The following is a 26,139-nucleotide window of genomic DNA, read 5'->3' on the forward strand; positions in this document are numbered from 1 at the left end:
TTTTATGAAAAAAATTTTATTACTAGCTGTTCTTACAGTTTTAGGTTTTACAAATGTTAATGCCCAAAAAATTAAATTTGGTGTCAAAGGAGGTTTAAACTTTGCAAATATAAGCGGAGATAATACCAAAGATGCTGATCTTGTAACATCATTTAATTTTGGTGTTTTATCCGAAATTCCTATTTCAGAAAAATTCTCTTTTCAACCCGAGTTAATGTATTCTGGTCAGGGATATAGTTTCAATGATAATACAGTTGCCTTAAGTTATCTGAACGTTCCTTTAATGGGAAAATATTATTTAACAAAAGGATTTAGCGTTGAAGCCGGACCGCAAATAGGTTTTTTGCTTGCTGCCAAAAATGAAAAGATAAACGTAAAAGATTCGTTTAATACTGTTGATTTTGGTGTTAATTTTGGCTTAGGTTACAAACTTGACAACGGACTTAATTTTGGTGTAAGATATAATCTGGGATTAACGGATATTAATAATGTAGATAATTCTTCTATTAAAAATAAAAACAGCGTATTTCAAGTATCTGTTGGATATTTCTTTTTCTAAAACTTAATAATTTCAACACTTTTACACCCTGCTTTTAGAGGTATTCTTATTAATGCTGCGCAAATGTTTCTGACTTTGCGCAGTTTTTTTTTATAAGAGATTCTTCATTGCAAGTCATTTTATTTTTATTTTTCAACAAGCTGCGAATAACCAAAAACCATCTCATTAATTTCGGCTAACATATCAAATTCATTTGCAGGAAACATTTCAAGTACCATTTCTAAAATAAGCGAAACATTTACAGGATTTTTGTTTGTACTTGACATTATATGTCCTTCATTGTCTAATGCCAAAATGCACATTTTTAGCATATTTGTAATCACACAACCAAGCTCATAATAATTAATTTTGATTTGAGCGGTGTAAAATTCTGATTCATTATCTGACTTTGAATTATTGAAATACTTCTCAATTATTTTTTTAAGATTCTCTAATTTTTTAGTTTCATTTATTTCCATCTGATCTCTTATTATTTTAATTGCATAGTTCTGCAAATTTTTATGATAAAAGAGGAACGTATATGACCGTTTATTTTAACAATTTTGCGCAAAGTCAGAGACATTTGCGCAGGTTTTTTATAAGGAATTCTTTGGAGAGCGGGATATACTTGCGAGCGCTGCTTTATACTGCTTTCAAATCATATTCTTTAGGAGAGCTATCGTTTAAAACAAAGCGCCATCCAGAATCTAACTTCTCTTTCGCTGTTTTTCCTACATAACAATTACCAATTTTTGTAAATCTTCTTTTTATTAACGAAAAAAACAAATTATATAATTCCTTTGAAAACGCATCATCTTTAACCGTGCCTATTCTTCCTGCTACAAAAATATCATTTTTAAAAACACCACCTGGTTCAATTATAATACTCTCTTCATTAATTAATTGATCAACTGCATATTTCACACCTCCCTTTCTTTGAGGCACTGATCTTATTTTAAGCTCTTTATCATTTGCTATAATTAAAAAACAATCATTTAAACCTTGACTACCGAACGAAGCATTTCCTAAATTTCTATAATCAAGAAGTGAATTATAATTTACTATATTAATTTCATCAAAAAGTCCTGTTTGAAAATACTTTAAGACTTTTTTAGATTCAACTTCTTGTAATATTTCCTGAAAATCTGTTTTTTTACCAAAAAATATAAATTGTTTACTTTTCATTATTGTCTTCTCTTTGGAATTAATATTATAAAATCGCTTTACCTCTTATTTCCTTTGGAATACTTGAATAAATGGGTGTATAGATAATATTATAATATGATACTAAATCATCATGTTCTTTTAGTTCATAATAATCTTCAATTTTTTCACCACTTTGCCGAATAACCTCCATAGTTAAACGTGTCATAATTGAACCATACGCACGATAAACAAATTTCTCTAGATGTTTTACTTTTTCATAATCAGTAACTACCCTATTATTTACTTCCCCATTATGAATATAATACCAAATTTTAGCTTCCTTTTCATATAAAGTAAATACAGGTCCATAATCTTTAAAATCTGGTATTTGGAGCTCAATTGTTTTAGGTTTAAGGAGTCCAACAATTTCCCATGTCTTATTTTTCAAAGCAGGATAAGGATTAAGCACATAAATACCTCCTAATAATAAATCATTATTATCAATACTTTCTACCACAATTTCTTCATCTTTAAAAACACGATTGTAAACGTATATAAATTCATTATAACCTATACTTTCTTCAATTTGTTTTAGGTTAATAAATTTCGCTAGAACAAAACCTAAATCATGTTCTAAAGGAATTTTTATTATTGATCCTGTTTCTATTTTATTTTTTTTCATTTTCTTAATTTTTCAAGCCCAGCCCCCAGCTCTTCAAAGTGTTCTTGCGAGCGCTGCGCAAATGTCTCTGACTTTGCGCCACTTATTAAAACAAATCTAGTCTAAAAAACGAAAACATTATAAAGTCTCTGACTGTATCTAAAATTTGTATATACCATTTACAACAACATAAAAAATTGCGCAAAGTCAGAGACATTTGCGCAGCTTTTTATAAGGAACTCTTTGGAGAGCGGGGGCGTTTTTTTTATTTAAATTAATACTTCTTTTTCGAAGAAAGACAACGTGTCATTTTTAAATCTTTCCTTATCAAAATTTTTAACTTTTTTTGGAAGACCATCTAAATTTGACAAAGATTTAATTATCATAACAGCTAGTATTTTTCTGCTTTCTTCATCAGATTCATTTATAAAACTGTTGTATTCTTCATTGTCCAATTTTACAGAATAATGAAAGTGTTTATTTAGTTCTATTGACTCTCCTGTGTATTTATTTTTTATAATCTTGAAATCCACATATTTTGTTGGGTACATCTTAAATAAATGTTCAAAACCTTCAGAAACATATGCACAGGTTAATCCAATTAATATATCTTCAATATCTGATCCATAATTTTTAGAAGCAAAATAAACTTCTAATGAATCAATTAACGAATTAATCAAATTAATTTTGTGTTCTGCTCCACTATCAGTTCTTAAAGAAATTCTAACTTTCATAATTTATATTTTATCTAAATATTTTATTCCCCGGAGGTAGGTGACCATTTTGCAGATAGTAATTATATATTTTTGATTTTTCCGCTATCTTTATTTGCATTTGTGTACCAGTAAATTGTATTACTTCTCGTACTCCTGGGCAGCTTTTTATAAGGAACTCTTCGTAGAGCGGGGACATTTGCGCAGTTTTTTATAAGGAACTCTTTGCAGAGCGAGGATATCCAATTATCCACCACCGTAGATATAAATATTTTTAGTCTGAATATTTTTTTCTTTAACAAAATCCACTTTCTTTTTTCTGCTATTTATCATAAAAGTTCCTATATAATTTTTAGGAGGCACTTTCATCCAAAACTTCCCCGTCAAAGTAACTTCCCCATCTTTTTTATTAATAAGGTACCAACTACTATCACAATCAATTAAAGTAAAAAAATTATCATTGTCATATAAATAGCTTTTTGCTCCACTACCTATATCTTCTTTTATTTTAATTTCGTAAATATCTTCCTTATTACAAGTTACTATTAAATAACGATCATACTCTTTTAAAATAGGATTACTTTTTTCGATTCTAATTGTAATATTGTTTGGGTTAATTTTCCCCTCACATTCAACCTTCTTATTACAAGAAATGAAGACAACTATTAAAAATATAATGTGTTTTTTCATCTTTAAAATTTAAATAATTCTATTTTTTTTCTTGTATACTCGTGAATACTCAGCTCTTCAAAGTGTTCTTGCGAGCGCTGCGCAAATGTCTCTGACTTTGCGCCACTTATTAAAACAAATCTAGTCTAAAAAACGAAAACATTATAAAGTCTCTGACTGTATCTAAAATTTATATAAATCATTTACAACAACATAAAAAAATTGCGCAAAGTCAGAGACATTTGCGCAGCTTTTTATAAGAACTCTTCGGAGGGCGGGATTTTCCAATTTTAATTTCTTGTATTATTCCCAATATCTTCTTTAGAAAATCCTGATTTTAATATTTCCGACGTATCACTAATTTTTTTTGAGTATACTCCTCTAATTATTCCCGGAGAATTTGACAAATATTTTATGTTATAAAATTTTCCTATATCCTTTTCTGTTATTTTTTTGTGAAGACCACTCTCGATAGAAATATATTTTTTACTATCGACATAATATGATACATAGATATATTCTCGTTTAGGATTTACCTGAATACTATCGATCCTTCCTATTGTCACTTTTCCACTCTTTTTAAATTCTTCATCATATCTATAACTTGTTATCTGTCCGTACATAATAAAAATTATTAGAGATAAAAAAATCACTAGTCCTAATATTCTTGATATTTTTTTCATATTTATTTTATTAAACTTGGAGCAGCATTAGAACCTGTTTCAATAATCCCTTTAAAATATTCTCCTATAAATTTCCCTCCAGTTCCTTCTCCTAAAAGATAATTATCAGTTGCATTCCCAAAACGATTACTAAGAATTCCTCCTCCTACTTGAACTCCCCAAGTAGCCCATCCTTTCTGTGTAGAAAAATCTGGACTTTTAATACCCTCACCGTTAAACATGTTATTAGGAGTATAGCTAAAAGTTTCTCCTAAAATTACAGGAGCAATGCCAGGTAGTGGTGAACTTAAAACTTCAAGTGTATTAATATCTCCCACTTTTCCGCCATTTGCAATATATTGAGAAGTTGCATTAACCCCCATGCCAACTAATGCCTCTCCGCTAGTGTAAAATGAAGCTGCAGCTGTTAAACCACCTGTCACTCCAAATACAGGTAAAACTATTACACCAGCAAAAGCGACCGCATGTCCAAAATCTTTATCTGGTCCATAATCTCCAGAAGAAACATAATTACTCTTATACCCCTTAACATTAACATTGTCAAGCTCGATAGTATTAGCTATATCTTTCGATCTTGTGCCATCTTTATTTCCATATTGCCCTAGCCAAGTAGTACTTTTTTTGTCATATATCCAAATACCTTTTCCATCCATGTATCTTTGTCCATTTCTTGCATCAACTCCAACAGGTGGATCACTGTTACGTCTTGCGCCTCCACTATTAACCCATTGTACAAATTTTTTATTTTCCTCTGTGCTCTCATCAGCTGGACCATAACCTTCTGATTGCATTCCATCTGGATCAACAAAATAGACAGGATTATTATATGCATAATTATAGGGAGTCCATTTTCGTGAGTTTTCAGCAAGAGGATCAATGTTCATCCAGCGTCCTAATGCAGGGTCATAATTACGTGCTCCATAGTCATACATATTAAGCTTAGAACCTCCAATATCATCATCTTGCAATTCTTTTCCGTTATACTTATACTTATTATTAGTACCTGGCAAAATACTGTTACTAACATGGGTCAATCCAAAAGGATAATAGTTGTTTTCGTCAATAACTTCAAGAACATTACTACTATTTTTAGTATAACTAACTCGTACGTTTCCTAAATGATCTTTGTACTGGAACACATACGAAAGATTGCCATTTGTATTTTTAACATATCCTTCTGCTGTTGGAAAAAACTCCAGACTAGTGTCTTTGTACTGAAATCCTCCTAAATAATCGGTGACTATTGCCGTTTTTCCAGTTTCTGTGACAACTTTCTTTACTTTTTGCCCTGCTGCGTTGTAAATATACTCAATGGTGCCTTTTGTGCCAAATGTTATTTTCTTAGGTAAATTTAGATGATTGTAATCAATCACATTAATACCTTTATTGTCGTCTTTTATCAAATTTCCGTTTAAGTCATAATCGTAGTCGTCTACAGTGTCATTAGAACCATTACTGTCATCTTTAAAGCCTTCCGGTGCATTAGACTTATCCGTAACTTTCATTAGTAAGTTCGTGTTTGCTTTATAGAAATAATCCAGATTATCCATAGGATCAGCATATGGATTAGATGTACTCAATTTACGCCTACGCAGTAATTTTGTAATATTTCCGTTCTTATCGTACTCTATGTTGTTCTCGCCAAAGTAATTATCACTATTCGCCAATTTTGGCTCTTGATACCAAGCGTCTTTTAATCGATTTAATTGATCGTATTGATAACCATAACCATGCTTAATTCCAGATCCATCAAGACCTGAACTCCAAAAAGTCTCTGCAATATTTCCGTTATAAAGTTCTTTTGTATAGCTCGTACTTCCTTCAATTTTATTGTAATTAATTCTAAAGGCAAACAAATCTCTAGGTTCTGTACCTTGCTTTAAGTCCTTTGTATCATTAATATCGGTAAGCCAGCCTCTAATATTATAAGTATAATCAACTTTCTGTAGTGGACTCCCGGTAGTATTCCCTACAATTTTGTTCTTTAATTGTCCCAGATTATCATATTCATTAGAAGCCATGAGTTGTATGGTTCCTCCATTGATTTGATGCGTATGCGTTAATAAACGATCCTGAGCCGAATATGTGAATTTTTCATCTATAACAATTTGATCACCTCCGTCCAGACGTTGATGTACCGTAATGCTGCTTAGGGTTTTCCCTGAAAAATCAAGTTCACTATCTGCATGGTTTTTACCGCCCAGATAATTTTTAAGATAAGTACTTATAGCTCTTCCTTTTTCATCATAAAAAATTGTAGCCGTTTCTCCTGCTTTAGAAGTAAGGGTTGTTACTACTCTGGTCCAGCTTCCCGTTGGCATTCCTTTTACATTGGTTAGTAATTTTTGCCCTATAATTTTTACAGGTTCTGCCTGAGCATCCGGAAAGGAATAATCATCATAATAATTAACCGTTAAGAGTTTGAAATTTGTTGGTTCTATACTATTATTATAACCCGTAGCAATTTCATCAATATCCAGTAAAGTTTTAGTTTCAAACAAAGTAGTTGCTGAATTTTGTGCATCCTGCAATGTTTTTCTAGTAGATGGACTTACAGTTTGAGGGTTCCATCCGGTATAAATAGGTCGTCCAAGAACATCATATTTCGTAATCATCCAGCCTATTGTAGCATCATCTTTAAAGGGCGAAGCTGCAGGTCCTGTTGCCACCGGTCTGTCTAACTTATCATAAACAATAAACTCCCATTGTTTGCCCGGTAATTTTTTCTCAACCAAGCGGTTTCTATAATCATATTTATATTGATAACATAAATCATTTAAAATATCAAGAGTTATGGTTCCATCTGCTTTTGGCGGAATTACATAAGTCAGATTTCCATACTTATCATCATATACATAATAGGTATCAAATTGATCTGTACCATTATAAGTGCGCTTTAGCACTACTTGTCCTTCTTTGTTTTTAAATTCTTCAATTCCTACTTTGGTTCCCGGAGTTGTATTCTCGTCATAAGTAACTGTTTTGTACAATTCATTAGTGCCATAATAACCCGTAGCATCCGAAAAACTAATATCATACAATCCTAATCCCACATCCCAAGTAGCCGTTGCTTTGTATAACTTTACCTCGGTAGTACCGGTATTGGTCTGATAATCCAATTTGATTTCATGGCCGCTATTCATAGCCCACGCATCGCCTGGAGCAGCTTGTTTTAATACTCTGCTTAATGGTGAACTCTCAAGTTGCTTTTCTGAGAATGGGTTTGAAGCATCGACAAATTTTGAACTGTAGATTCCGGTTAAATCAACTATTGCTGTATTTGCATCAATTCTGGGATAATTTGTCCCGCTATTGGTTACTGGGTAAGGCAAGTATTCTTTTACTTGCCTCCCAAAACCATCATATTGAATTGGAGTAACAATATCTGTACCTCCAACTCCCTGACCTATTGCCATAGACTGCACAGAGCGGCCTAATCCATCAAAATAAGTTATATTTTGAACAATCGAATCTTTGGTCAGTGTATTTAAATTACCCGATTGAACTGCCTTTTTAGGTGTTACTTTGTAAACAAAATTATCATCACTGAAAGTCTGAGCATTGATACCCGGAATTGCAAGTAATAACAAGATTATTATTGGTATATATTTTCTCATTAAGTTCTCTTTTGTATTTTCTTTATAAGTCAATTTAATTTTTAATTAATGATACTAAATCAACACTTACTACACTTTTAGCTGTTAACTTAACAGTATTTTCAGGTTGGCCAGCAGCCAATACCCCACTTACTGCTTGAGTTGCAGACTGCCCATTTATACGTATATAAGTAACATTAAAATTAAATGTTGCTCCAAGATGATTTGAAGAAGAGGCAAAAAGATAGATAGAAAGCTCGTTTGTTGGCACTGCAAATTCAGTTTCATATGTAAAAGATACTACTTCAGTACATGCACCATTTGCATTAGCGTATGCTTGTCCGTTAGTATTTACATCTGTTTGGGCTTTATTATCAGCATCTAATTGAGACAGATTTGAATTATATTTAGCGATAGGTACTGCGTATACAACAGCGCCTCCCGTAAAACCAGCTCCACAATTATTTCTAACAAATGTTCCTGATTTTATAGTACTATAAAAAGTACAAGTTGCCTCCTCATTTGCCCAATTTTGTCCATAAGTATTTGCTTCATTTTGTGCCAATTCGTCTGCACGTGCTTGTGAACTCAAAGAAGTGTATTTACCGTAAGGAACGGAGTAAGTAATTGTTCCAGGAGAAGCATTAGCAGGACAATTGTTTCTAGTATATAAATTACTAATAGCTGCACTACTAAAAGTACAAGTCCCATTAGTGTTTGCATTGGCCTGTCCATTGGTATTGAACAAGTTCAGTCCTTTGGTATCAGCATCGGCCTGAGAAATTGTTGAAATCTGAGCGCCAACCACCTGACTGAAAGCTACGCTTGATCCCACACCACCTACAACACAATTATTCTTCGTAAAAGATCCACTTCTGGCAATACTACTAAAAGTGCAAACACCATTAGTATTTGCATTAGCTTGTCCATTGGTATTAAATAGAGTAAGCCCTTTGGAATCTGCATCGGCTTGCGAAATTATTGAAGTCTGAGCTCCTACGATTTGGCTGAAAGCTACACTTGAACCAACTCCGCCTGCTGCACAATTATTCTTTGTAAACGATCCGCTTCTGGCAATACTGCTAAAAGTACAAGTACCGTTGGTATTCGCGTTAGCTTGTCCGTTGGTATTAAATAAAGTAAGACCTTTAGAATCTGCATCGGCTTGCGAAATTATTGATGTCTGAGCGCCAACAGCCTGACTAAAAGCTACGTTCGATCCTACGCCTCCTGCAGCACAATTATTCTTGGTAAATGAACCACTTCTGGCAATGCTGCTAAAGGTACAGGTACCATTTGTATTAGCATTCGCCTGTCCATTATTAGTAACATCTGTTTGAGCTAATGCATCTGCGGCAGCTTGTGAGGTTGTTGAAGTATATCTTCCCGCAGGAACCGTATAAACAACTACCGAACCTACTCCGCCTGCAGCGCAATTATTCTTTGTGTATGAACCGCTCTTAACAATACTTGTAAACGTACAAGTACCATTTGTGTTCGCATAAGTTTGCCCGTTAGTAGTAACATCTGTTTGAGCCAGTGCATCTGCAGCAGCCTGTGAAGTTGTTGAAGTATATTGACCTACCGGAACGGTATACACCACTACTGAACCTGCTCCGCCTGCAGCACAATTATTCTTGGTAAACGAGCCACTTTTGACAATACTACTAAAAGTACAAGTTCCATTTGTATTGGCATTGGCTTGTCCATTTGTATTGAACAAAGTAAGCCCTTTAGAATCTGCATCTGTCTGAGAAATTATTGACGTTTGTGCTCCAACAGCCTGACTAAAGGCTACACTTGAACCAACTCCGCCTGAAGCACAATTATTCTTGGTAAACGATCCGCTTCTGGCAATACTACTAAAAGTACAGGTTCCATTGGCATTGGCATTGGCTTGCCCGTTTGTATTAAACAAAGTAAGTCCTTTTGAATCTGCATCTGTCTGAGAAATTAGTGACGTTTGAGCACCAACAACCTGACTAAAGGCTACAGTAGAACCAACTCCGCCTGAAGCGCAATTATTCTTGGTAAATGAACTGCTTCTGGCAATACTGCTGAAAGTACAGGTTCCATTTGTATTAGCATTCGCTTGTCCGTTATTGTTAACATCTGTTTGGGCTAATGCATCTGCAGCAGCTTGTGATGTTGTTGAAGTATAAGTACCAGCAGGAACTGTATATACTACTACTGAACCTACTCCGCCCGCAGCACAATTATTCTTTGTGAATGAACCACTTTTTACAATACTGCTAAACGTACAAGTTCCGTTTGTGTTAGCATTAGTTTGTCCATTATTGTTTACATCTGTTTGAGCTAATGCATCTGCAGCAACTTGTGATGTTGTTGAAGTGTATCTTCCAGCAGGAACCGTATAAACAACTACCGAACCAAATCCGCCCGCAGCACAGTTATTCTTTGTGAATGAACCACTTTTGGCAATACTCGTAAACGTACAAGTTCCGTTTGTATTAGCAAAAGTTTGTCCGTTATTGGTAACATCTGTTTGAGCCAATGCATCTGCAGCAGCTTGTGAAGTTGTTGAAGTATATTGACCTGCTGGAACGGTATAAACAACTACTGAACCTGTTCCGCCTACGGTACAATTATTCTTGGTAAACGAGCCACTTTTGACAATACTACTAAAGGTACAAGTTCCATTTGTATTAGCATTGGTTTGTCCGTTAGTGGTAACATCAGTTTGGGCAAGTGCATCTGCAGCAGCTTGTGAAGCTGTTGAAGTATATCTTCCCGCGGGAACGGTATAAACAACTAATGAACCTACTCCGCCAGAAGCGCAATTATTTTTAGTAAATGAACCGCTTTTTACAATACTTGTAAATGTACAAGTTCCATTCGTGTTAGCATAAGTCTGTCCGTTAGTAGTGACATCTGTTTGAGCTAATGCATCTGCAGCGGCTTGTGAAGTTGTTGAAGTATATTGACCTGCCGGAACGGTATACACTACTACTGAACCTACTCCGCCAGAAGCGCAATTATTTTTAGTAAACGAACCGCTTTTTACAATACTTGTAAATGTACAAGTTCCATTTGTATTAGCATTGGTTTGTCCGTTAGTGGTAACATCAGTTTGGGCAAGTGCATCTGCAGCAGCTTGTGAAGCTGTTGAAGTATATTGACCTGCCTGAACGGTATACACCACTACTGAACCTACTCCGCCAGAAGTGCAATTATTTTTAGTAAACGAACCGCTTTTTACAATACTTGTAAATGTACAAGTTCCATTTGTATTAGCATTGGTTTGTCCGTTAGTGGTAACATCAGTTTGGGCAAGTGCATCTGCAGCTGCTTGTGAAGTTGTTGAAGTATATCTTCCAGCGGGAACGGTATAAACAACTAATGAACCTACTCCGCCTACAGCACAGTTATTCTTAGTGAATGAACCGCTTTTTACAATACTTGTAAATGTACAAGTTCCGTTCGTGTTAGCATAAGTCTGTCCGTTAGTAGTGACATCTGTTTGAGCTAATGCATCTGCAGCGGCTTGTGAGGTTGTTGAAGTATATCTTCCCGCAGGAACTGTATAAACAACTACCGAACCAACTCCGCCTACAGCACAGTTATTCTTAGTGAATGAACCACTTTTAACAATACTGCTAAACGTACAAGTTCCGTTTGTGTTCGCATAAGTTTGTCCATTATTGGTAACATCTGTTTGAGCCAGTGCATCTGCAGCAGCTTGTGAAGTTGTTGAAGTATATTGGCCTGCCGGAACGGTATAAACAACTACTGAACCAACTCCGCCTGCAGCACAATTATTTTTTGTATATGAACCACTTTTGACAACACTCGTAAATGTACAGCTACCATTTGTATTGGCATTGGTTTGTCCGTTAGTATTGAATAAAGTAAGCCCTTTGGAATCTGCATCTGCTTGCGAAATTAATGAGGTTTGGGCGCCTGCTACCTGACTAAAGGCTACACTTGAACCCACGCCTCCCACAACACAATTATTCTTAGTAAATGAACCGCTTCTTGCAATACTGCTAAAAGTACAAGTACCATTAGTATTGGCATTAGCCTGTCCGTTAGTATTAAATAAAGTAAGTCCTTTGGCATCAGCATCTGCCTGAGAAATTATCGAGGTCTGAGCACCAACAACCTGACTAAAAGCCACGCTTGATCCTACGCCTCCCGCAACGCAATTATTCTTGGTAAAAGATCCGCTTCTGGCAATACTGCTAAAAGTACAAGTACCATTACTATTAGCATTAGCCTGTCCGTTGGTATTAAACAAAGTAAGTCCTTTGCTATCAGCATCGGCCTGAGAAATTGTAGAAGTCTGAGCACCTACAGCCTGACTGAAGGCAACGCTTGATCCCACACCACCTACACAATTGTTCTTCGTAAACGATCCGCTTTTGGCGATACTTTTATATAAAATCACACTTGTAGAACTATTGTCACTACAATCAATCTGCTGCCCTTTATAGTTGTAACAATATTTTTCAAGGACATTCAAATCTTTATCCTTAACAAACTTTAATCGTCCAAAATAATCATATTCATAGTAAGAAGATATTCCTTTGGGATCTGTAATGCTTGTCACTCCAACAAGTGGATTATAAGTATACGTAGACATAAAAACATCCGGAAGTGATGCTCTAAATGTTTTTAACTCATTACGTAATAATTGTTCGGTACAATTTACTGACATGCAATTATCATTGTCAGCATTTGATAGTGCCTGTAAAGTTGTTATTGTTCCCGCGGGAATTGTACTATATATTACATTTTCAAGTTTAGCAATAGGTTGTGTCTTATTATAACCCCATATAATAGAAACCGGCGTTCCGCTTTCAAGAGTATATTGTAAAATATTACCTCGATCGTCATATTGATCATATGTGATTTTTTTTTCAAGGTTTCCTATATTGGAAACTAAAGGCAAAACATTAGGAAATTTAGCAGAATAAACCTCTTTAGGAAGTAGTATATTACTTGTAGAAGCATTTTTATTATAGATGGTTAATTGCTCAGATACTTTGGTTCCTCCCTTAGAAGTTTGTACGTCTAAAGGAATACCAATCATATTTGCTGCTTTTAATTCATCTATAAATGGTTTACCTACCATTTCTGAATCTGATGCATAGCTATATTTTGTTTCTAATGTCTGTCCATTTGAATTTACAGTAGTTTGCGATGTTAATTGTAAATGAGCCGGATTACTGTAATTATAATTTGTTGTACTTGCTAGTGTACCTGTTAAAGTATTTGAAGAATCGTAAAAATAATTTGATACTTCTGAAGTCTTTTGATAAAACCACGGAATAGGAATATTATAATCTGCCAAAACATAAGAATCTCCCAATGACTGAGGAACATTACAATCTCCAAGTAACCCTAAAACTGCCGGTTGTCTCTTTGGATCCGAATAATCTTCATCTACATCAATAAACGATTTTCGTATCAATTTGTATCCTTTTACATATGCAATTTTTGAATTGTCATCGAAATAAGTGTTTTTTTCTTTTCTAACAATAAAAGTTTTACTGCCTACAGTTTTGAAATCGTTTTTTTCTAAAATTTTACCTCTTCGGAATCCTAAATTTGCTTGTATCCCAATATCAGATCGAAACCAATCCCCATCAGTAGTAAACTCATAATCAGTATACATTTTTTCATCTGTAATAACATTTGTAGAAATCTCTTTGACATATCTGTAAACTACAGAATTAGATTCAAATCCCTGTTTAGATCTGGAATTTATAAAATAAGTTCTTGTATAATCAACCTTAGGAATAACAGTATTATTATCTCCGGTTGCGCATATACCAAGTGTGAAATTTGCAAATGAATCAGAAATAAAATCAATTCCCAAGTTATTAATAAGATTTCCACTGCTTATTGCATTGTTGTCCTTATCGTTATATTCATATGCTTTTTTCAAAAGAAGCGTATTGTTTGAATCAAAGCTTTCTATACTTTGAATTCTTAAACCCGAAGATGTTATGTTTTTAGGAGTTCTATCCTCTTCAGTGTAAGTTATTGTAGCTCCAATTGTCATTAATTCACCATAAGATTCTAAAACAATAATACAATCTCCGTTAACTAATGAAAGAGGAATTGTTATATCATTATTTTTGTTAATTCTTCCCGAATCAAATAGCAGTTTGTCTGAATAAACCCAAATTCTACAGTATTTGTACTTAATTGTCTTGTCATCGGTAAAGCCATTATTTCTTATGCTACAGGTCAAATAACTTTTTTGTGGGTTCAAAACTTGTCTATGAAGTGTTTTATATTTTAGACAGTTTAAGGCATCAATACAATTTTGTCCCTCAAAATCATGTTCTCCATCCGGATCTTCTAATTGTCCGGGAGCAACAAGACTTGCCTTTCCTGTACCTGTTAATGAGGCATCAAACGTTTTTATTGAGTATATATTTGATTCATCAATACCATAGAAAATATTGGGTTCATAATTAAAACTAGATGATCCTTTAGTAGGGTAAAATATCTGTTTTAAAATTCCTGCCTGAACTTTATTACTATTCACGCCCCTATCTGCTGAACCAACTGTCCTTACTTGTGGCTCATACAAAATATGTTTGGGTATCATATCAGAATTCGTAGCTCCATTATAATATCCAAAAAAATCCTGTGATTTAGAATTTTTAATAGGCAAGTTTATGTCTGAGTAAATAAAACTATGTTCGTTTGCATCATTTAATTCAAATATGCGATTCAGTTTTAATCTCTTATATTTATAAGCATCTGTACCTGTTTGATCTGCATTAAAATAAGAATACTCAAAAAACACCTTTTTTACGACATTAAACCCACCAGTAGTATTTTGGCTAATTTTTATATTATCAAGATATCCATTTTGATTTACCAAATCTTGCCTTCCTTTTCTGAGTTCAAATTCTACTTTAGTCTGATCATCGTTAAATGAAATTTCTTTTATCTTTTTTGTACTTGTAGTCGTATTTTCATTACTATTTCTAATTTGTCCAATAACTTGCGTCTGAGTCGCACCTTGGGGGCATGCACAATTTACTCCTTGTTCTGTTACTGCAATACTTTCAGATTCACTAAATTCAACTACATCACCATCATCCTGATAGGTAAATTTTATTTTATTGTTTTTTGGAGTTATAATTTGATCAACATACCAAGCACTTGTATACTGATCATAATGAGTAAAAGCTCTTACTGATTTCTCGATAGTACTTGTAAAAAGATATTTATTTCCTAATTTATCTGTAATTGTAAAATTTGCAATATGAACTGCATTACCACCTATTTCAACCTTAAAAGCATCTGGCGGAAAAATTACCGCAACACCATTATCGATGTAAAAACTTCCATTTGCAGTAGGCGATGAAAGAGAAAAGACATCCTTTACCCTTGATTTTTCATATTCTTTTGTTAAACTACCTTTGAAGGCATAAGGATGATCAATCATATATTGCTTTACAGTTGCTGCAACTCTTTCTGTGCTATCTATTCCGGCATCATCTTCATCAACACTATCTCTGGAATTTAAAATAATTTGAGCACCTGCATTCAAATTCCATCCCAAACCTACCCAAGTTGCTTCCTGACCGACTTTAATTCCTGAAGCATGATAACTTAAAGATATTGGAATTTCAAGATCATCAACTTTAATACTATATATGGGCAAAGATATACCAGGCACTCCTGTAGAAAGATCGACAGGGTATTCTCCATATTTTAAAAAAGCTGATGCTTCAGGAGACTTTGGCGTAAAATCAGGAGCTTTGAATCCGTCGCCTGGTGTGGTTTGTGCCACAATTTTTATCGAAGTCAGTAAAATCATTATCAAACAACAAAAGATTTTAACGTGATTTTTTATAGGAACTATATACATTTTTGTAATTCTATTATATCTTATTTACTTGTTATTCTTTTGATCACTTTTACAGACTCGGTTTTTACATCTGTTTTAATATTGATGATGTAAATCCCCTCTGCATAAGCACTTAAATCAACCGGTACTGTCCTGCTGGAAATACTGAAATTTTGCAGCGTTCTACCTGTCATATCAACCACACTGGCTGTTCCTGAAGTAAAATCGTAACCTATAATAACATTTGTATAGGTCGATACCGGGTTTGGAATGGCTTCTATACTTGATTTAACTTTTTCGATTTTTGTTTTGTCTTTCAACTTTACAACCCAAAAATCACTACCCCCAATATTGGAGTTTTTATCTTTTGAAGCACCTGAATTAGACGTTCCCGCCATCAGATATCCTCCATCACGGGTTTCTATCAATTTTCTAAGAATATCCTCGCCTGCACTTCCAACAGTTTTATTCCACAATTCCTCTCCTTTTTCATCAATCTTTAAGGCGATATAATCATTGATTCCGTCTTTTTCTTTGGCAACGACATTGGTTAATTTCCCAACGATTCCCTCTCTTGGAACTCTTCTTTCACTTTGGGCATATCCGCCAATTAAATACGTATGATCTTTGTTTTCTACCAATGAGGTCAAAATATCCACTTTTCCAAAATCATAGGTTTTACTCCATACAACTCCACCTTCTTCATCTAGTTTCAAAACCCAATAATCAGTGCCGTTTCCAACTATTCCGCCCAATGAAGTAAGTGGGTTTGTACTGTTTGAATTGGCGCCTATTATATATCCTCCATCACTGGTCTGGTGAATTACATAAGGCTGGTCATCACCTTCTGCCCCATAAGAATTTTGCCATTCTATTTCTCCAACATCATTTATTTTTAAAACCCAAACATCTCCAACTCCTTTATTACTTTCCGTTTTATCACCAGATCGTGATGAAGTGGAATATCCCGCCAGAATAAAACCATTATCTGTCGTTTGCTCCATACTTCTTAGTAAGTCTGCATATTCTCCTCCGTATGTTTTTTGCCACTCAATAACACCTTGTTTGTCCAGTTTTACAACCCAGTAATCCATGTTCCCTCTGCTTTTTTCTGATTTACTGTACAAATCTGCTTTGGTAGTTGTCAGGGACTTTGCATCAGGTTTAATACCTGAAATAGAGAGCGGACTGGAGCTTGAAGATCCTCCTAAAATATAACCTCCGTCTCTGGTCTGAAAAGCGCATAACAATTCATCTGAACCATTCCCTCCAATTGTTCTTTGCCATTGCTCAGCTCCTGAAGCATCTAGTTTTATAACCCAAAAATCCGTAAGTCCTTTACAGTCTTCTGCTTTTTGAAAACCTGTTCCTGAACTTGAAGTTCCTGCCAGAATAAATCCCCCATCTTTTGTGTTTTTAATGCTTTGAAGTAAATCAAATCCACTTCCTCCAAAACTTTTCTGCCAGTCAAGTTCTCCTTTTTCAGTCATTTTCCACACCCAATAATCAAGATCTCCATGATTATCGTCTGATTTATTTCCTGTTTTATTAGATAATGAACTTCCTGCCAAAATAAATCCATAGTCGGCTGTTGGCTGGGCGTCAAAAAGATAGTCAGCATGTTGTCCTCCGTACGATTTTTCCCAAAGAATGTCCTGAGAATAAGTAATTAATGGCAATAAAAGAGGAAGGAGTAGGTAAAGTTTTTTCATACGCATTTTAGATTTCAAACTGTTTTTTGCCTGCAAATCTAGAGGATGAATATGTTAAAATTTTACGGGTTTCCACATTTTAAAAAAACTTTTCTTGATCCTATAAAAAGTATGAGCAACGACGCCACTTTTAAGATTGAAAAAAGTTATCAACCTGGTTACTTTTTTTAAATTAAACTTATAGAATGTCTCGAGAATGTCTCATTAAGACTAATATTACAAAGCTTCAGATTTCGCAAAACTTTTTTTGCATTATTATTTAATCAAGCAGAAAAAAGTCAGTAGACTTTATTAGATTTATAAGTTCAAAATAAACAAAAAATTGCGCAAAGTCAGATACATTTGCGCAGCGTTTCAGAAGAAGTCTTCAAGTAGCGAAGGCATCACAACCTTTGTTAGATGCATTGGAAGCAAATGGTATTAAACCAATTACTCATTAAAAATTAAAAAGATGTATCAAACAATACAGAATTTACCGACAGACTATCAGTTTGATAATAAAACTAAAGAGGAACTAAAACTATATGAAATTTGGTTTAAAGAAAACAAAGATGACAGAATAAATCATTTAATAGAATTAGTAAAAACAACACCAAGCTTTGAAGATTGGAATGCAGATTTTACACCAAATTCCTTAAATGAGCTAGGAAGATGGTTTTATCAAAATGTAGAAACCTTGAAACTTACAGAAGAGGAATACTTTAATAAAAGATCTCAAATACCAAACTATATAGAAATAGAAGATTGGGATTTATCAATTAAAACTCGTTCTTTAATTGTAGATATAGGGCTTTATTTTGGAGAGGTTTTTATTCATACACATAAAGAATTAGTATGGAAACAATATTTTTCCAAAAATAAAAAAGACATGAATAATGGCCATATGGTAATACCAAAATTTGGAAAATTAGAACTAAATCCTATATTGGTAATAATGGGCACAGCTTGGGGATTGGCTAGAAAAAAATATGATGACAAAAGATTATATGATTTATATAAAATTTGGGAAAACTATCTTTAAATTATTAAATCCTTCCCTCTCCAAAGAGTTTCTTATAAAACAATACGCAAATGTCTCTGACTTTGTGTATTGTTTTATGTTACTTTAAATTCTAAAATTAATGCAAATGAAAGAAACAATTGAATTTAGAATAAATTATGATTTTGCTCATTTACTTTTTAAAGAAGATGAAGGTAAAAATGTTGGAACTTCAGTTAGAGTAGTTGAGATATCAAAAAGTGATCCCCGGTATAATCAAATTCCAATTATTTCAAAACAGGTTAAAGAAAATTATGATCGAGGTTTTTTCTTTGGTTGGAAAATAAAACGAAAATACAGCATAAATGAAATAAAGTCAGCTTCGTTATTTTATCTAAAGATTAAGAATGTATTTCAACCAGCTGGTGAAGAATGCGGGACAATATATGATGAGACAGAGGCTTGTGATATATGTGGGGCAAATCGAAAACAAATCGGGCCTTTAAAACTAAAAAGAAACTCAATTCCTAAAAAAGATATTTCAAAAACGATTTCGGGGGAAATTGTAGTATCAGAAAAATTTGCGATAGCGTTAAAATCAAGAAATTTACAAGGAGTGATATTAAATCCTGTTTTTTTAAATGAAAAAGAATCAAATTATTTTCAGTTAAATGCAAATAATAAACTTCAATTATCTGAAAAAACAATTGCAGGTAATGATCCATTTGAAACAACTTCTGGAGATGAAGGTGGTTCTTATGATATTTCAGGCTATAAAATTAATATGAAAAAAGAGGTGTATAAATGTCCGAAAGGCCATCTGATAGGTTTAAACATACTCTCAGAGGTATATGTTTTAAATAATCCATCAATTTATAATACTGATTTTTTTACCAGTGTACAAAAAGCTGGTGTTAAACGTGGTTTGCTAGAGCCTGAACCTATTTACTTTTGCTCGAAAGATTTTAAAAAAATGACTGACGAAGAAAAATTAACGGGTTTTGATTTTGAGGTTGCTCATATTGTAATGTAGACCCCAATTCTATGAAGGGTTCCTTATTAAAAAGCCATGCAAATGCATCCAATTTTGCGTCATCTCAGACATAATTTTAAAACAAAAAACTCATAAAAACAAAAAAAGCCTTTCAAATGAATCACTTCATAGAAAGGCTTTTTTAACAATAAAACTAATTAATTAAACTTCTGTAATTTCAAGAACAACGCTGGATTCTACTTTAGATGAAGAAACTCTTAAACCAACATTCATTAGATAATCTCCGGTAAAAGATTCGCCTGATTCTTCGAGGGTTTTCTTTGCTTCGGGCATTAGGTTTATTTCATCGACTTTGTAGGTTTTATTTGGATCTAAGCCTTGAAAACGAACCAAATTATATTGCGGATCATAAAGCGGATGAAGCGTATAAGAGAATAATACTGCTTTGCTTTTTGCCTCATTTACATACATTAATACGGCGCGGCTTTCGTCATAAGGCGAGACAATTCTATACATGTCGCCGTGCCAGATTACGGGACTCAATCGTTTATAATTGGCAACTGCATCCTGACAATATTTTAGCTCATTTTCTTTAAGTTCTTTTATGTTAATATCAAAACCTAATTTGCCCATCATCGCGACATCGGTTTTGAATTTAATGGATTGATTTCCCCATGAAGTTACGTGATTACAAATTGCAAAAGCTGGAAAAAACTGCGAATATCCCCATTGAATAAACACTCGATTGAAAGGATCTGTATTGTCACTTGCCCAGAATTCCGTAAAATATTTCAGGAATCCATAATCTGTTCTTCCTCCTCCACCGGCGCAAAGCATCATTGGTAAGTTTGGATATTTGGTTTTAATTCGGTCTAAGACTTTATACAAACCTTTGGTATATTCGATAAATAAATGCGATTGCTGATTCTTTAAATAGGTAGAATAAGCATTCGTCATCATTCGGTTGCAATCCCATTTAAAAAAGGCCACGCCCGAATTGGTCTGCATAATATCGTCTACCGTTTTGAATACAAAATCCTGCACTTGCGGATTGCATAAATCCAAAACCAATTGTGTACGATAATAACTTTCCGGTCTGTTTGGTAATTTCAAAACCCAATCCGGATGTTTTTCATACAATTCACTTTTAGGATTCACCATTTCCGGCTCAATCCAGATTCCGAATTTAACGCCTGTTTTTTCTGCTTCCTGCATCAGGAAGCCAAGACCGTTTGGCAATTTTGTTTTTGTTGCCTGCCAATCTCCAAGACCAGATTTATCGCCACTTCGAGGATATTTATTCCCAAACCAACCATCGTCTAACAAGAACATATCAACGCCCAAAGTTTTTGAATCGGCAAACATATCTGTCAATTTCTTTTCATCAAAATTAAAAAATGTAGTTTCCCAATTATTCAATAAAGTCAAGCGTGGTTTTTCTCCATCTTTAACGCCGTATTTTCTTGCCCAAGTATGTAAGTTTCTACTCGCCTGTCCTTTTCCTTTATTCGAAAAAGTATAAATAAAAGATGGCGTTGTAAATACTTTTCCAGATTCCAGGTTGTATTCTGAAGCAAACGGGTTGATTCCGGAACTTATTCGAAGCGAATTTTTATTGTCTAATTCAAAAGCAAATTTAAAGTTTCCGGACCAGGCAATTGTTCCCGCCACAAGTTCTCCCGAAGTTTCATTGGCTTTTTCGTTAAGCGATAAAAAGAAAACCGGCGTCTGGTACATATCCGTGCGAACTCCCAATTTTGAGTCGATTACTTTTGTTCCGCTGGTTAATTCACTTTCCTGCATACGAACTTCCTTTGCCCAATCTCCGTGAAATTGCGTCAACCAATAATGATCGGCATCAAAATGCAACATCGACGATGCATAATTGTATAACATAACAGGCTTTTTTTCGTGATGCACAATTTCTGTCCATTGCTCAATTATATTCTCATTATAAAAAGATTTATAGTGCAGCGTAACTTCTACAGGATATACCGGATCTTTTAGCTTTATAATGGTTTCAGTTGTATTTGCATCAATTTTGTCGGTACGATGACTTACATAATTTAATTCTAAAGACGGATTCCCATCATTGTGAGTCATTCGAATTGCCGATTCAAATAAATTTTCGGTTCCGTATGTTGGATACGCCTGATGTCTGAGATTTACTAATGGATTTCCATCGTTTATGACAAATGACTTTGTATTTTCTTTCGAAAGTATATTATACGCCGAATTGTCTTTGAGTTTCGTTCCTAAATACGATTGATAAAGTATGCCGTTTTTTGCTGCTTTTAAAATTAGAGCTGTATTTTGAGTTTCGATCTGAATTTGACTTTCTTGTGCATTAGCTTTACAAAACAAGATTGTAAACGCTATTAGAAATAGTATTTTTTTCATAAAAATTATTGGATAATATTCTGTGGTTATTTCTTATTTATAGTTGGTAAAATTCTTTGGAATTGGCATTCTTTTCTAAATCAAAAACATAGCTAATTTGTGTTGAAATGACACTAATTTTCATGCTCAAAATAGCTTTTAAACGACATTAAAAATCACTTTTCAAAAAAGAGACACAATATCATTATGCTTAAATATGATTAATTATATTATTGAATTAACAATTTAGTATAGCACATTTTTTCATTATGTTATTAATTTAAGAAAAAACGAAATTCAAAAATATAACAACAGAACCTTCATTCATACCTGTACCCACCAGTTTATTTTAGAGCATTGCAAAAAGCTTTTTTTTATTAAATAATACTCAATTTTTAAGAAATTTTATTCTGATACTATATTACCCACTTTTGATAACTGAAAACAAAATTCTTAGTATTAAAAGTGAAGATTCGAAGAAATATCATTTTATAATTACCAGAGAAAAAAAGAGTGTTTTTCATTCGCAGATTTTCAAAATTACAAAACCTTCAAAAGAGCATTGTTTTCGGGAGTTTTTCAAAAAATGTAATTTTAACACTTTTTGCTCTTTTCCGAATTAAAAATCTCCTCTTTTTTTCTTTCAGAATGGCGATAGAATTATATTCTGTGACCATAAAAAATCAGAAAATTCTATCAATATATCGATTCTTCTGTTTTATAGATTATATTCATATATTACCCACTTTATTTTTCATATTCTTTTATTTAATACTTGTTTTCTAAATATATCGTAAAAAAACTGGTAGGTACTGGTATAGCGAGATATGGAAACATATATACTTTTGGATTTCACATTTGTCTCTTTTTCACAAACGATCTGCAAGTACTCCACGCATCTTGTTTGGTTCTGAGAAAAAAAGGAAGGGAGCAAATTTGACAAATTAGAGAATTCATTACTAACCAAAAACCATTATTAGAAAATCATGAAATTATTAACCAAAGACCAACCAACGACTGATTGGCTTTCTACAGAAATCTGGAAGGTTACCAAACTAGCCTCCGGATTTCTATTAGCCATGACATTACAAGTTTCTGCTGCGACAGAAACTAAAGACAGCAAATTTTTCCTGAAACTTAATAACGCTCCACTCACTGGGAGCAACGTAGCAGGTAAAAATTCGTCTCTTTCTGAATTGACAAAAAACTCAGGGATTTTATTCACAGAACAAAAAACAATTAAAGGAAAAGTAACCGGTCCTAAAGGCGAGCCTCTTCCGGGAGTTAACATTGTAATAAAGGGAACCCAAATTGGTGTTTCTACTGATTTCGATGGTAATTTCGTCATTGATGTTCCGGACTCCAATACCATTCTTGTTATTTCGTTTACAGGTTTTGTAACGAAGGAAGTTTTGGCTTCAAATGCTTCGAATATTCAGCTTGAAGAGCAAAATCAAACTTTAAATGAAGTTGTAGTTGTAGGATACGGAACTCAGAAAAAAGGTTCTACAACCGGAGCAATTGCATCTGTAAAAGGTACAGTTTTAACAACAAATGCTTCTGCAAACGTTTCAAACGCAATTGCTGGACGTATGTCTGGAGTAATTGCCAATAACCGTTCAGGACGACCTGGCGATGACAGCTCAAGCCTTTTGATTAGAGGTTTTAACTCGTTTGGTGGCGGTACAAGTCCGCTTGTAGTTGTAGACGGAATTCCGGATCGTGATTTAAACAGAATTAATCCTGATGATATCGAATCGGTTACGGTTTTGAAAGATGCATCGGCGGCAATTTATGGTGTTCGATCTGCAAACGGAGTTATTTTGGTTACAACCAAAAGAGGTAAAGTTGGAGCTCCAACAATTAAAATCGACGGCTCGTATGGAATTCAGCAATTAACGAGAATGGACGAAAGGGTTAATTCGTGGCAATACATGACGTATTATAACGAACTGAATGCGCATAAAGGAACTACGCTTCCTTATACACAAACAGAAATCGATAAGTACAAAGCAGGAAATGACCCAAATTATACCAGTACAAACTGGCTTAAAGAAGTGTATAGAAAAGATGCGCCTCAGTCTAATGTTTCGCTTTCTGTGAATGGTGGTAACGAACAAGTTAAGTACTTCTTTTCTGGTCAATATTTGAATCAGGAAAGTAATCTTAGAAATAGCGACGAAAGATACAGACAGTTTAACTTGAGATCGAATATCGATGTTAATATCTCTAAAAACTTAAAGGTAAATCTTGATATTTCAACTCGTCGAGAAGACAGAACCTATCCGGCAGTAAGTATTGGAAGCATTATGCACGAAACAGTTAGTATGTATCCTTTTATTCCGGCGTATTGGAAAAATGGTTATCCTTCTTCGGGAATTGCAAATGGTAGAAACCCTATTTTAATGTCTTCTTCGGCTGCTGGTTATGACAAAGTTTTGAACTTAATCGTAAATCCAAAAATTGGTTTTGACTTAAAATTACCAAAAATTACAGAGGGACTTTCGCTAAGCGGATATGCCGCATTTGACTACAATGTTCGCAGTGAGAAAAAATTTACTAAACCTTGGGATGCTTATTCTTATGACAAAACGAATGATAGTTACAATAACGTAAAAAATAGTACGGCGATAACTAGCGTAATGCAAGACGAGCAAATTACGAATCAAAATACTTATTTCGCAAAATTAGCTTACGATCGTAAATTCAACAAACATGGTTTTAATGCTTTTGTAGGATATGAGCAAACTACAACTGATAAAACCGAAACGTATGCGTACAGAAGAGATTTATTAAGCGACCAATTGGATCAAATTTTTACAGGAGGAACTAAAGGACAAAATGCAACCGGAGGCGCTTATCAGGACGGAAGAGAAAGTTTCTTAGGTCGTCTTGCTTACAACTTTGACAATAAATATTTTGCCGAAGTTACGGCTCGCTACAACGGATCATTCAACTTTCCGTCTGCGACTCGTTGGGGATTGTTTCCGGCAGTTTCTGCAGGTTGGAAAATATCTGAAGAATCCTTTTTCAAAAATAATATTAAAGGAATTGATCAGCTTAAGATAAGAGCTTCCTGGGGAAAAATGGGTAATGATGATTTGGGCGAATGGATTAATGGCGTCTTTTATCCAAACCAATATCTTTTCTTAACGAGATATCAGTTAACTACAAATCAGCAGAATTACAGCTATTTTGGTTCAGATTATATCTTAAACAATAGTATCTATCTTTCGTCTACGCCTAACCCTAATATTACTTGGGAAGTACAATATTCTACAAACATCGGACTTGATTTTGGATTCTTAAACAATAAATTAACCGCAACTTTTGACTATTTCAGTAACAAAAGATCTGATATTTTAACGGCTAGAAATGCATCTGTTCCTTTATATACAGGATTGGCACTTCCTAAAGAAAATATTGGAGAAACGGTTAACAGAGGTGTTGACTGGTCTTTAAATTATGCTGACAACACTAATAATTTCAAATACAGTTTAGGTTTTAATCTTACTTATGCACAAAGTGAAGTCCTGTTTCGTGATGAAGCTGCGAACATTCCGGAATGGCAAAAATCAACCGGAAAAGCAATCGATTCCTGGTTAGTTTACCAAACAAACGGTATTTATCGTACACAGGCAGATGTTGACAATTCGGCTCATTTTGAAGGGGCAAAACCCGGAGATCTTTGGGTAAAAGACACAGACGGCGATGGTAATATAACGTCTAATGACAAGGTTAGAATTCCACAATCGGCAACGCCAAAAATCGCTTACGGTATTCCGATGAGAGCAGAATACAAAGGTTTTTCTATCGACTTACTCTGGACAGGACAAGCAAAGGCTAAACAAATGATTTTGCCACAAGCGCAAGGAGCAATCGTAGCGCCGCCAACTTGGTTGTACAACGACAGATATACGGCTGATAACCCTAATTCTAAATATCCTGTAGCATTCAACGATTCTGATAATAGAAACAATATTCCGGCTGATTTCTGGCTAAGAGATGCGTCTTTCTTTCGATTAAAATCATTAGAAGTGTCTTATGTATTGCCAAATAAATCGCTTTCGAGATTTGGAGTATTGAATATGAGAGTTTACGCCGGAGGAACAAACTTGTTTTCTATCGACCATATGAAACAATACAATCTTGATCCTGAAACGAATAATACAACAGGAGTAAATTATCCGCAAACCCGTATCTACAGACTCGGTGTAACTATTGAATTATAA

General features: G+C 34.1%; 14 protein-coding genes. 4 read left to right on the forward strand and 10 right to left on the reverse strand.

The window, feature by feature from the left end:
* The first annotated feature begins 4 nt into the window (after positions 1-4).
* Positions 5-559 carry a porin family protein gene (locus tag C8C83_RS04270; protein ID WP_121326579.1) on the forward strand — a complete coding sequence of 185 codons (555 nt, stop codon included), beginning with the start codon at positions 5-7 and terminating at the stop codon, positions 557-559.
* 125 nt (positions 560-684) lie between these two features.
* On the opposite strand, the gene C8C83_RS04275 is transcribed toward C8C83_RS04270, so the two are convergent.
* The 9 genes from C8C83_RS04275 to C8C83_RS04315 all read right to left on the reverse strand — a co-directional run bounded on the left by C8C83_RS04275 (position 685) and on the right by C8C83_RS04315 (position 17,555).
* Positions 685-1,017 carry a hypothetical protein gene (locus tag C8C83_RS04275; RefSeq protein ID WP_121326580.1) on the reverse strand — a complete coding sequence of 111 codons (333 nt, stop codon included), beginning with the start codon at positions 1,015-1,017 and terminating at the stop codon, positions 685-687.
* 163 nt (positions 1,018-1,180) lie between these two features.
* Positions 1,181-1,723: a hypothetical protein gene (locus C8C83_RS04280; protein WP_121326581.1), complete on the reverse strand. Its 543-nt coding sequence runs from the start codon at positions 1,721-1,723 to the stop codon at positions 1,181-1,183.
* A 25-nt stretch (positions 1,724-1,748) separates the two neighbouring features.
* Positions 1,749-2,366, reverse strand: coding sequence for an Imm26 family immunity protein (locus C8C83_RS04285; RefSeq protein ID WP_121326582.1), 618 nt, complete (start codon positions 2,364-2,366; stop codon positions 1,749-1,751).
* Between the two features lie 248 nt (positions 2,367-2,614).
* Positions 2,615-3,079 carry a hypothetical protein gene (locus C8C83_RS04290; RefSeq protein ID WP_121326583.1) on the reverse strand — a complete coding sequence of 155 codons (465 nt, stop codon included), beginning with the start codon at positions 3,077-3,079 and terminating at the stop codon, positions 2,615-2,617.
* A 225-nt stretch (positions 3,080-3,304) separates the two neighbouring features.
* On the reverse strand, positions 3,305-3,748 hold the full coding sequence (locus C8C83_RS04295) for a hypothetical protein (protein ID WP_121326584.1): 444 nt from the start codon (positions 3,746-3,748) through the stop codon (positions 3,305-3,307).
* Between the two features lie 269 nt (positions 3,749-4,017).
* Positions 4,018-4,410: a hypothetical protein gene (locus tag C8C83_RS04300; RefSeq protein ID WP_132011675.1), complete on the reverse strand. Its 393-nt coding sequence runs from the start codon at positions 4,408-4,410 to the stop codon at positions 4,018-4,020.
* 2 nt (positions 4,411-4,412) lie between these two features.
* Complete coding sequence (locus C8C83_RS04305; protein WP_121329946.1) at positions 4,413-8,027, reverse strand: DUF6443 domain-containing protein; 3,615 nt, start codon at positions 8,025-8,027, stop codon at positions 4,413-4,415.
* 34 nt (positions 8,028-8,061) lie between these two features.
* A complete protein-coding gene (locus C8C83_RS04310) occupies positions 8,062-15,813 on the reverse strand; it encodes a DUF5977 domain-containing protein (RefSeq protein ID WP_243653119.1) in 7,752 nt (2,583 codons plus the stop codon).
* Positions 15,814-15,884: 71 nt separating this feature from the next.
* Positions 15,885-17,555: a T9SS type A sorting domain-containing protein gene (locus C8C83_RS04315; protein WP_121326555.1), complete on the reverse strand. Its 1,671-nt coding sequence runs from the start codon at positions 17,553-17,555 to the stop codon at positions 15,885-15,887.
* 451 nt (positions 17,556-18,006) lie between these two features.
* Here C8C83_RS04315 and C8C83_RS04320 point away from each other — a divergent pair, with 451 nt between their 5' ends.
* Together C8C83_RS04320 and C8C83_RS04325 are read left to right on the forward strand one after the other, a co-directional pair.
* On the forward strand, positions 18,007-18,576 hold the full coding sequence (locus C8C83_RS04320) for a hypothetical protein (protein ID WP_121326588.1): 570 nt from the start codon (positions 18,007-18,009) through the stop codon (positions 18,574-18,576).
* A gap of 106 nt (positions 18,577-18,682) precedes the next feature.
* Entirely contained in the window at positions 18,683-19,567 is an 885-nt protein-coding gene (locus C8C83_RS04325) for a hypothetical protein (protein WP_132011677.1), read from the forward strand.
* Between the two features lie 162 nt (positions 19,568-19,729).
* Here the strand turns inward: C8C83_RS04325 and C8C83_RS04330 are convergent, their stop codons facing one another.
* Complete coding sequence (locus C8C83_RS04330) at positions 19,730-21,928, reverse strand: alpha-galactosidase (RefSeq protein WP_121326590.1); 2,199 nt, start codon at positions 21,926-21,928, stop codon at positions 19,730-19,732.
* Between the two features lie 965 nt (positions 21,929-22,893).
* On the opposite strand from C8C83_RS04330, the gene C8C83_RS04335 reads away from it, so the two are divergent.
* Entirely contained in the window at positions 22,894-26,139 is a 3,246-nt protein-coding gene (locus tag C8C83_RS04335) for a TonB-dependent receptor (RefSeq protein WP_121326591.1), read from the forward strand.

Origin of the sequence: Flavobacterium sp. 90, assembly GCF_004339525.1 — a bacterium.
Classification (GTDB): domain Bacteria; phylum Bacteroidota; class Bacteroidia; order Flavobacteriales; family Flavobacteriaceae; genus Flavobacterium.

What these genes read in the sequence shown, in the direction of transcription:
- C8C83_RS04335 (WP_121326591.1), top strand. Translation starts at nt 22,894, where the DNA reads ATGAAATTATTAACCAAAGACCAACCAACGACTGATTGGCTTTCTACA.
- C8C83_RS04270 (WP_121326579.1), top strand. Translation starts at nt 5, where the DNA reads ATGAAAAAAATTTTATTACTAGCTGTTCTTACAGTTTTAGGTTTTACA.
- C8C83_RS04325 (WP_132011677.1), top strand. Translation starts at nt 18,683, where the DNA reads ATGAAAGAAACAATTGAATTTAGAATAAATTATGATTTTGCTCATTTA.
- C8C83_RS04330 (WP_121326590.1), bottom strand. Translation starts at nt 21,928, where the DNA reads ATGAAAAAAATACTATTTCTAATAGCGTTTACAATCTTGTTTTGTAAA.
- C8C83_RS04315 (WP_121326555.1), bottom strand. Translation starts at nt 17,555, where the DNA reads ATGAAAAAACTTTACCTACTCCTTCCTCTTTTATTGCCATTAATTACT.
- C8C83_RS04320 (WP_121326588.1), top strand. Translation starts at nt 18,007, where the DNA reads ATGTATCAAACAATACAGAATTTACCGACAGACTATCAGTTTGATAAT.
- C8C83_RS04310 (WP_243653119.1), bottom strand. Translation starts at nt 15,813, where the DNA reads ATGATTTTACTGACTTCGATAAAAATTGTGGCACAAACCACACCAGGC.
- C8C83_RS04285 (WP_121326582.1), bottom strand. Translation starts at nt 2,366, where the DNA reads ATGAAAAAAAATAAAATAGAAACAGGATCAATAATAAAAATTCCTTTA.
- C8C83_RS04305 (WP_121329946.1), bottom strand. Translation starts at nt 8,027, where the DNA reads ATGAGAAAATATATACCAATAATAATCTTGTTATTACTTGCAATTCCG.
- C8C83_RS04275 (WP_121326580.1), bottom strand. Translation starts at nt 1,017, where the DNA reads ATGGAAATAAATGAAACTAAAAAATTAGAGAATCTTAAAAAAATAATT.
- C8C83_RS04300 (WP_132011675.1), bottom strand. Translation starts at nt 4,410, where the DNA reads ATGAAAAAAATATCAAGAATATTAGGACTAGTGATTTTTTTATCTCTA.
- C8C83_RS04280 (WP_121326581.1), bottom strand. Translation starts at nt 1,723, where the DNA reads ATGAAAAGTAAACAATTTATATTTTTTGGTAAAAAAACAGATTTTCAG.
- C8C83_RS04295 (WP_121326584.1), bottom strand. Translation starts at nt 3,748, where the DNA reads ATGAAAAAACACATTATATTTTTAATAGTTGTCTTCATTTCTTGTAAT.
- C8C83_RS04290 (WP_121326583.1), bottom strand. Translation starts at nt 3,079, where the DNA reads ATGAAAGTTAGAATTTCTTTAAGAACTGATAGTGGAGCAGAACACAAA.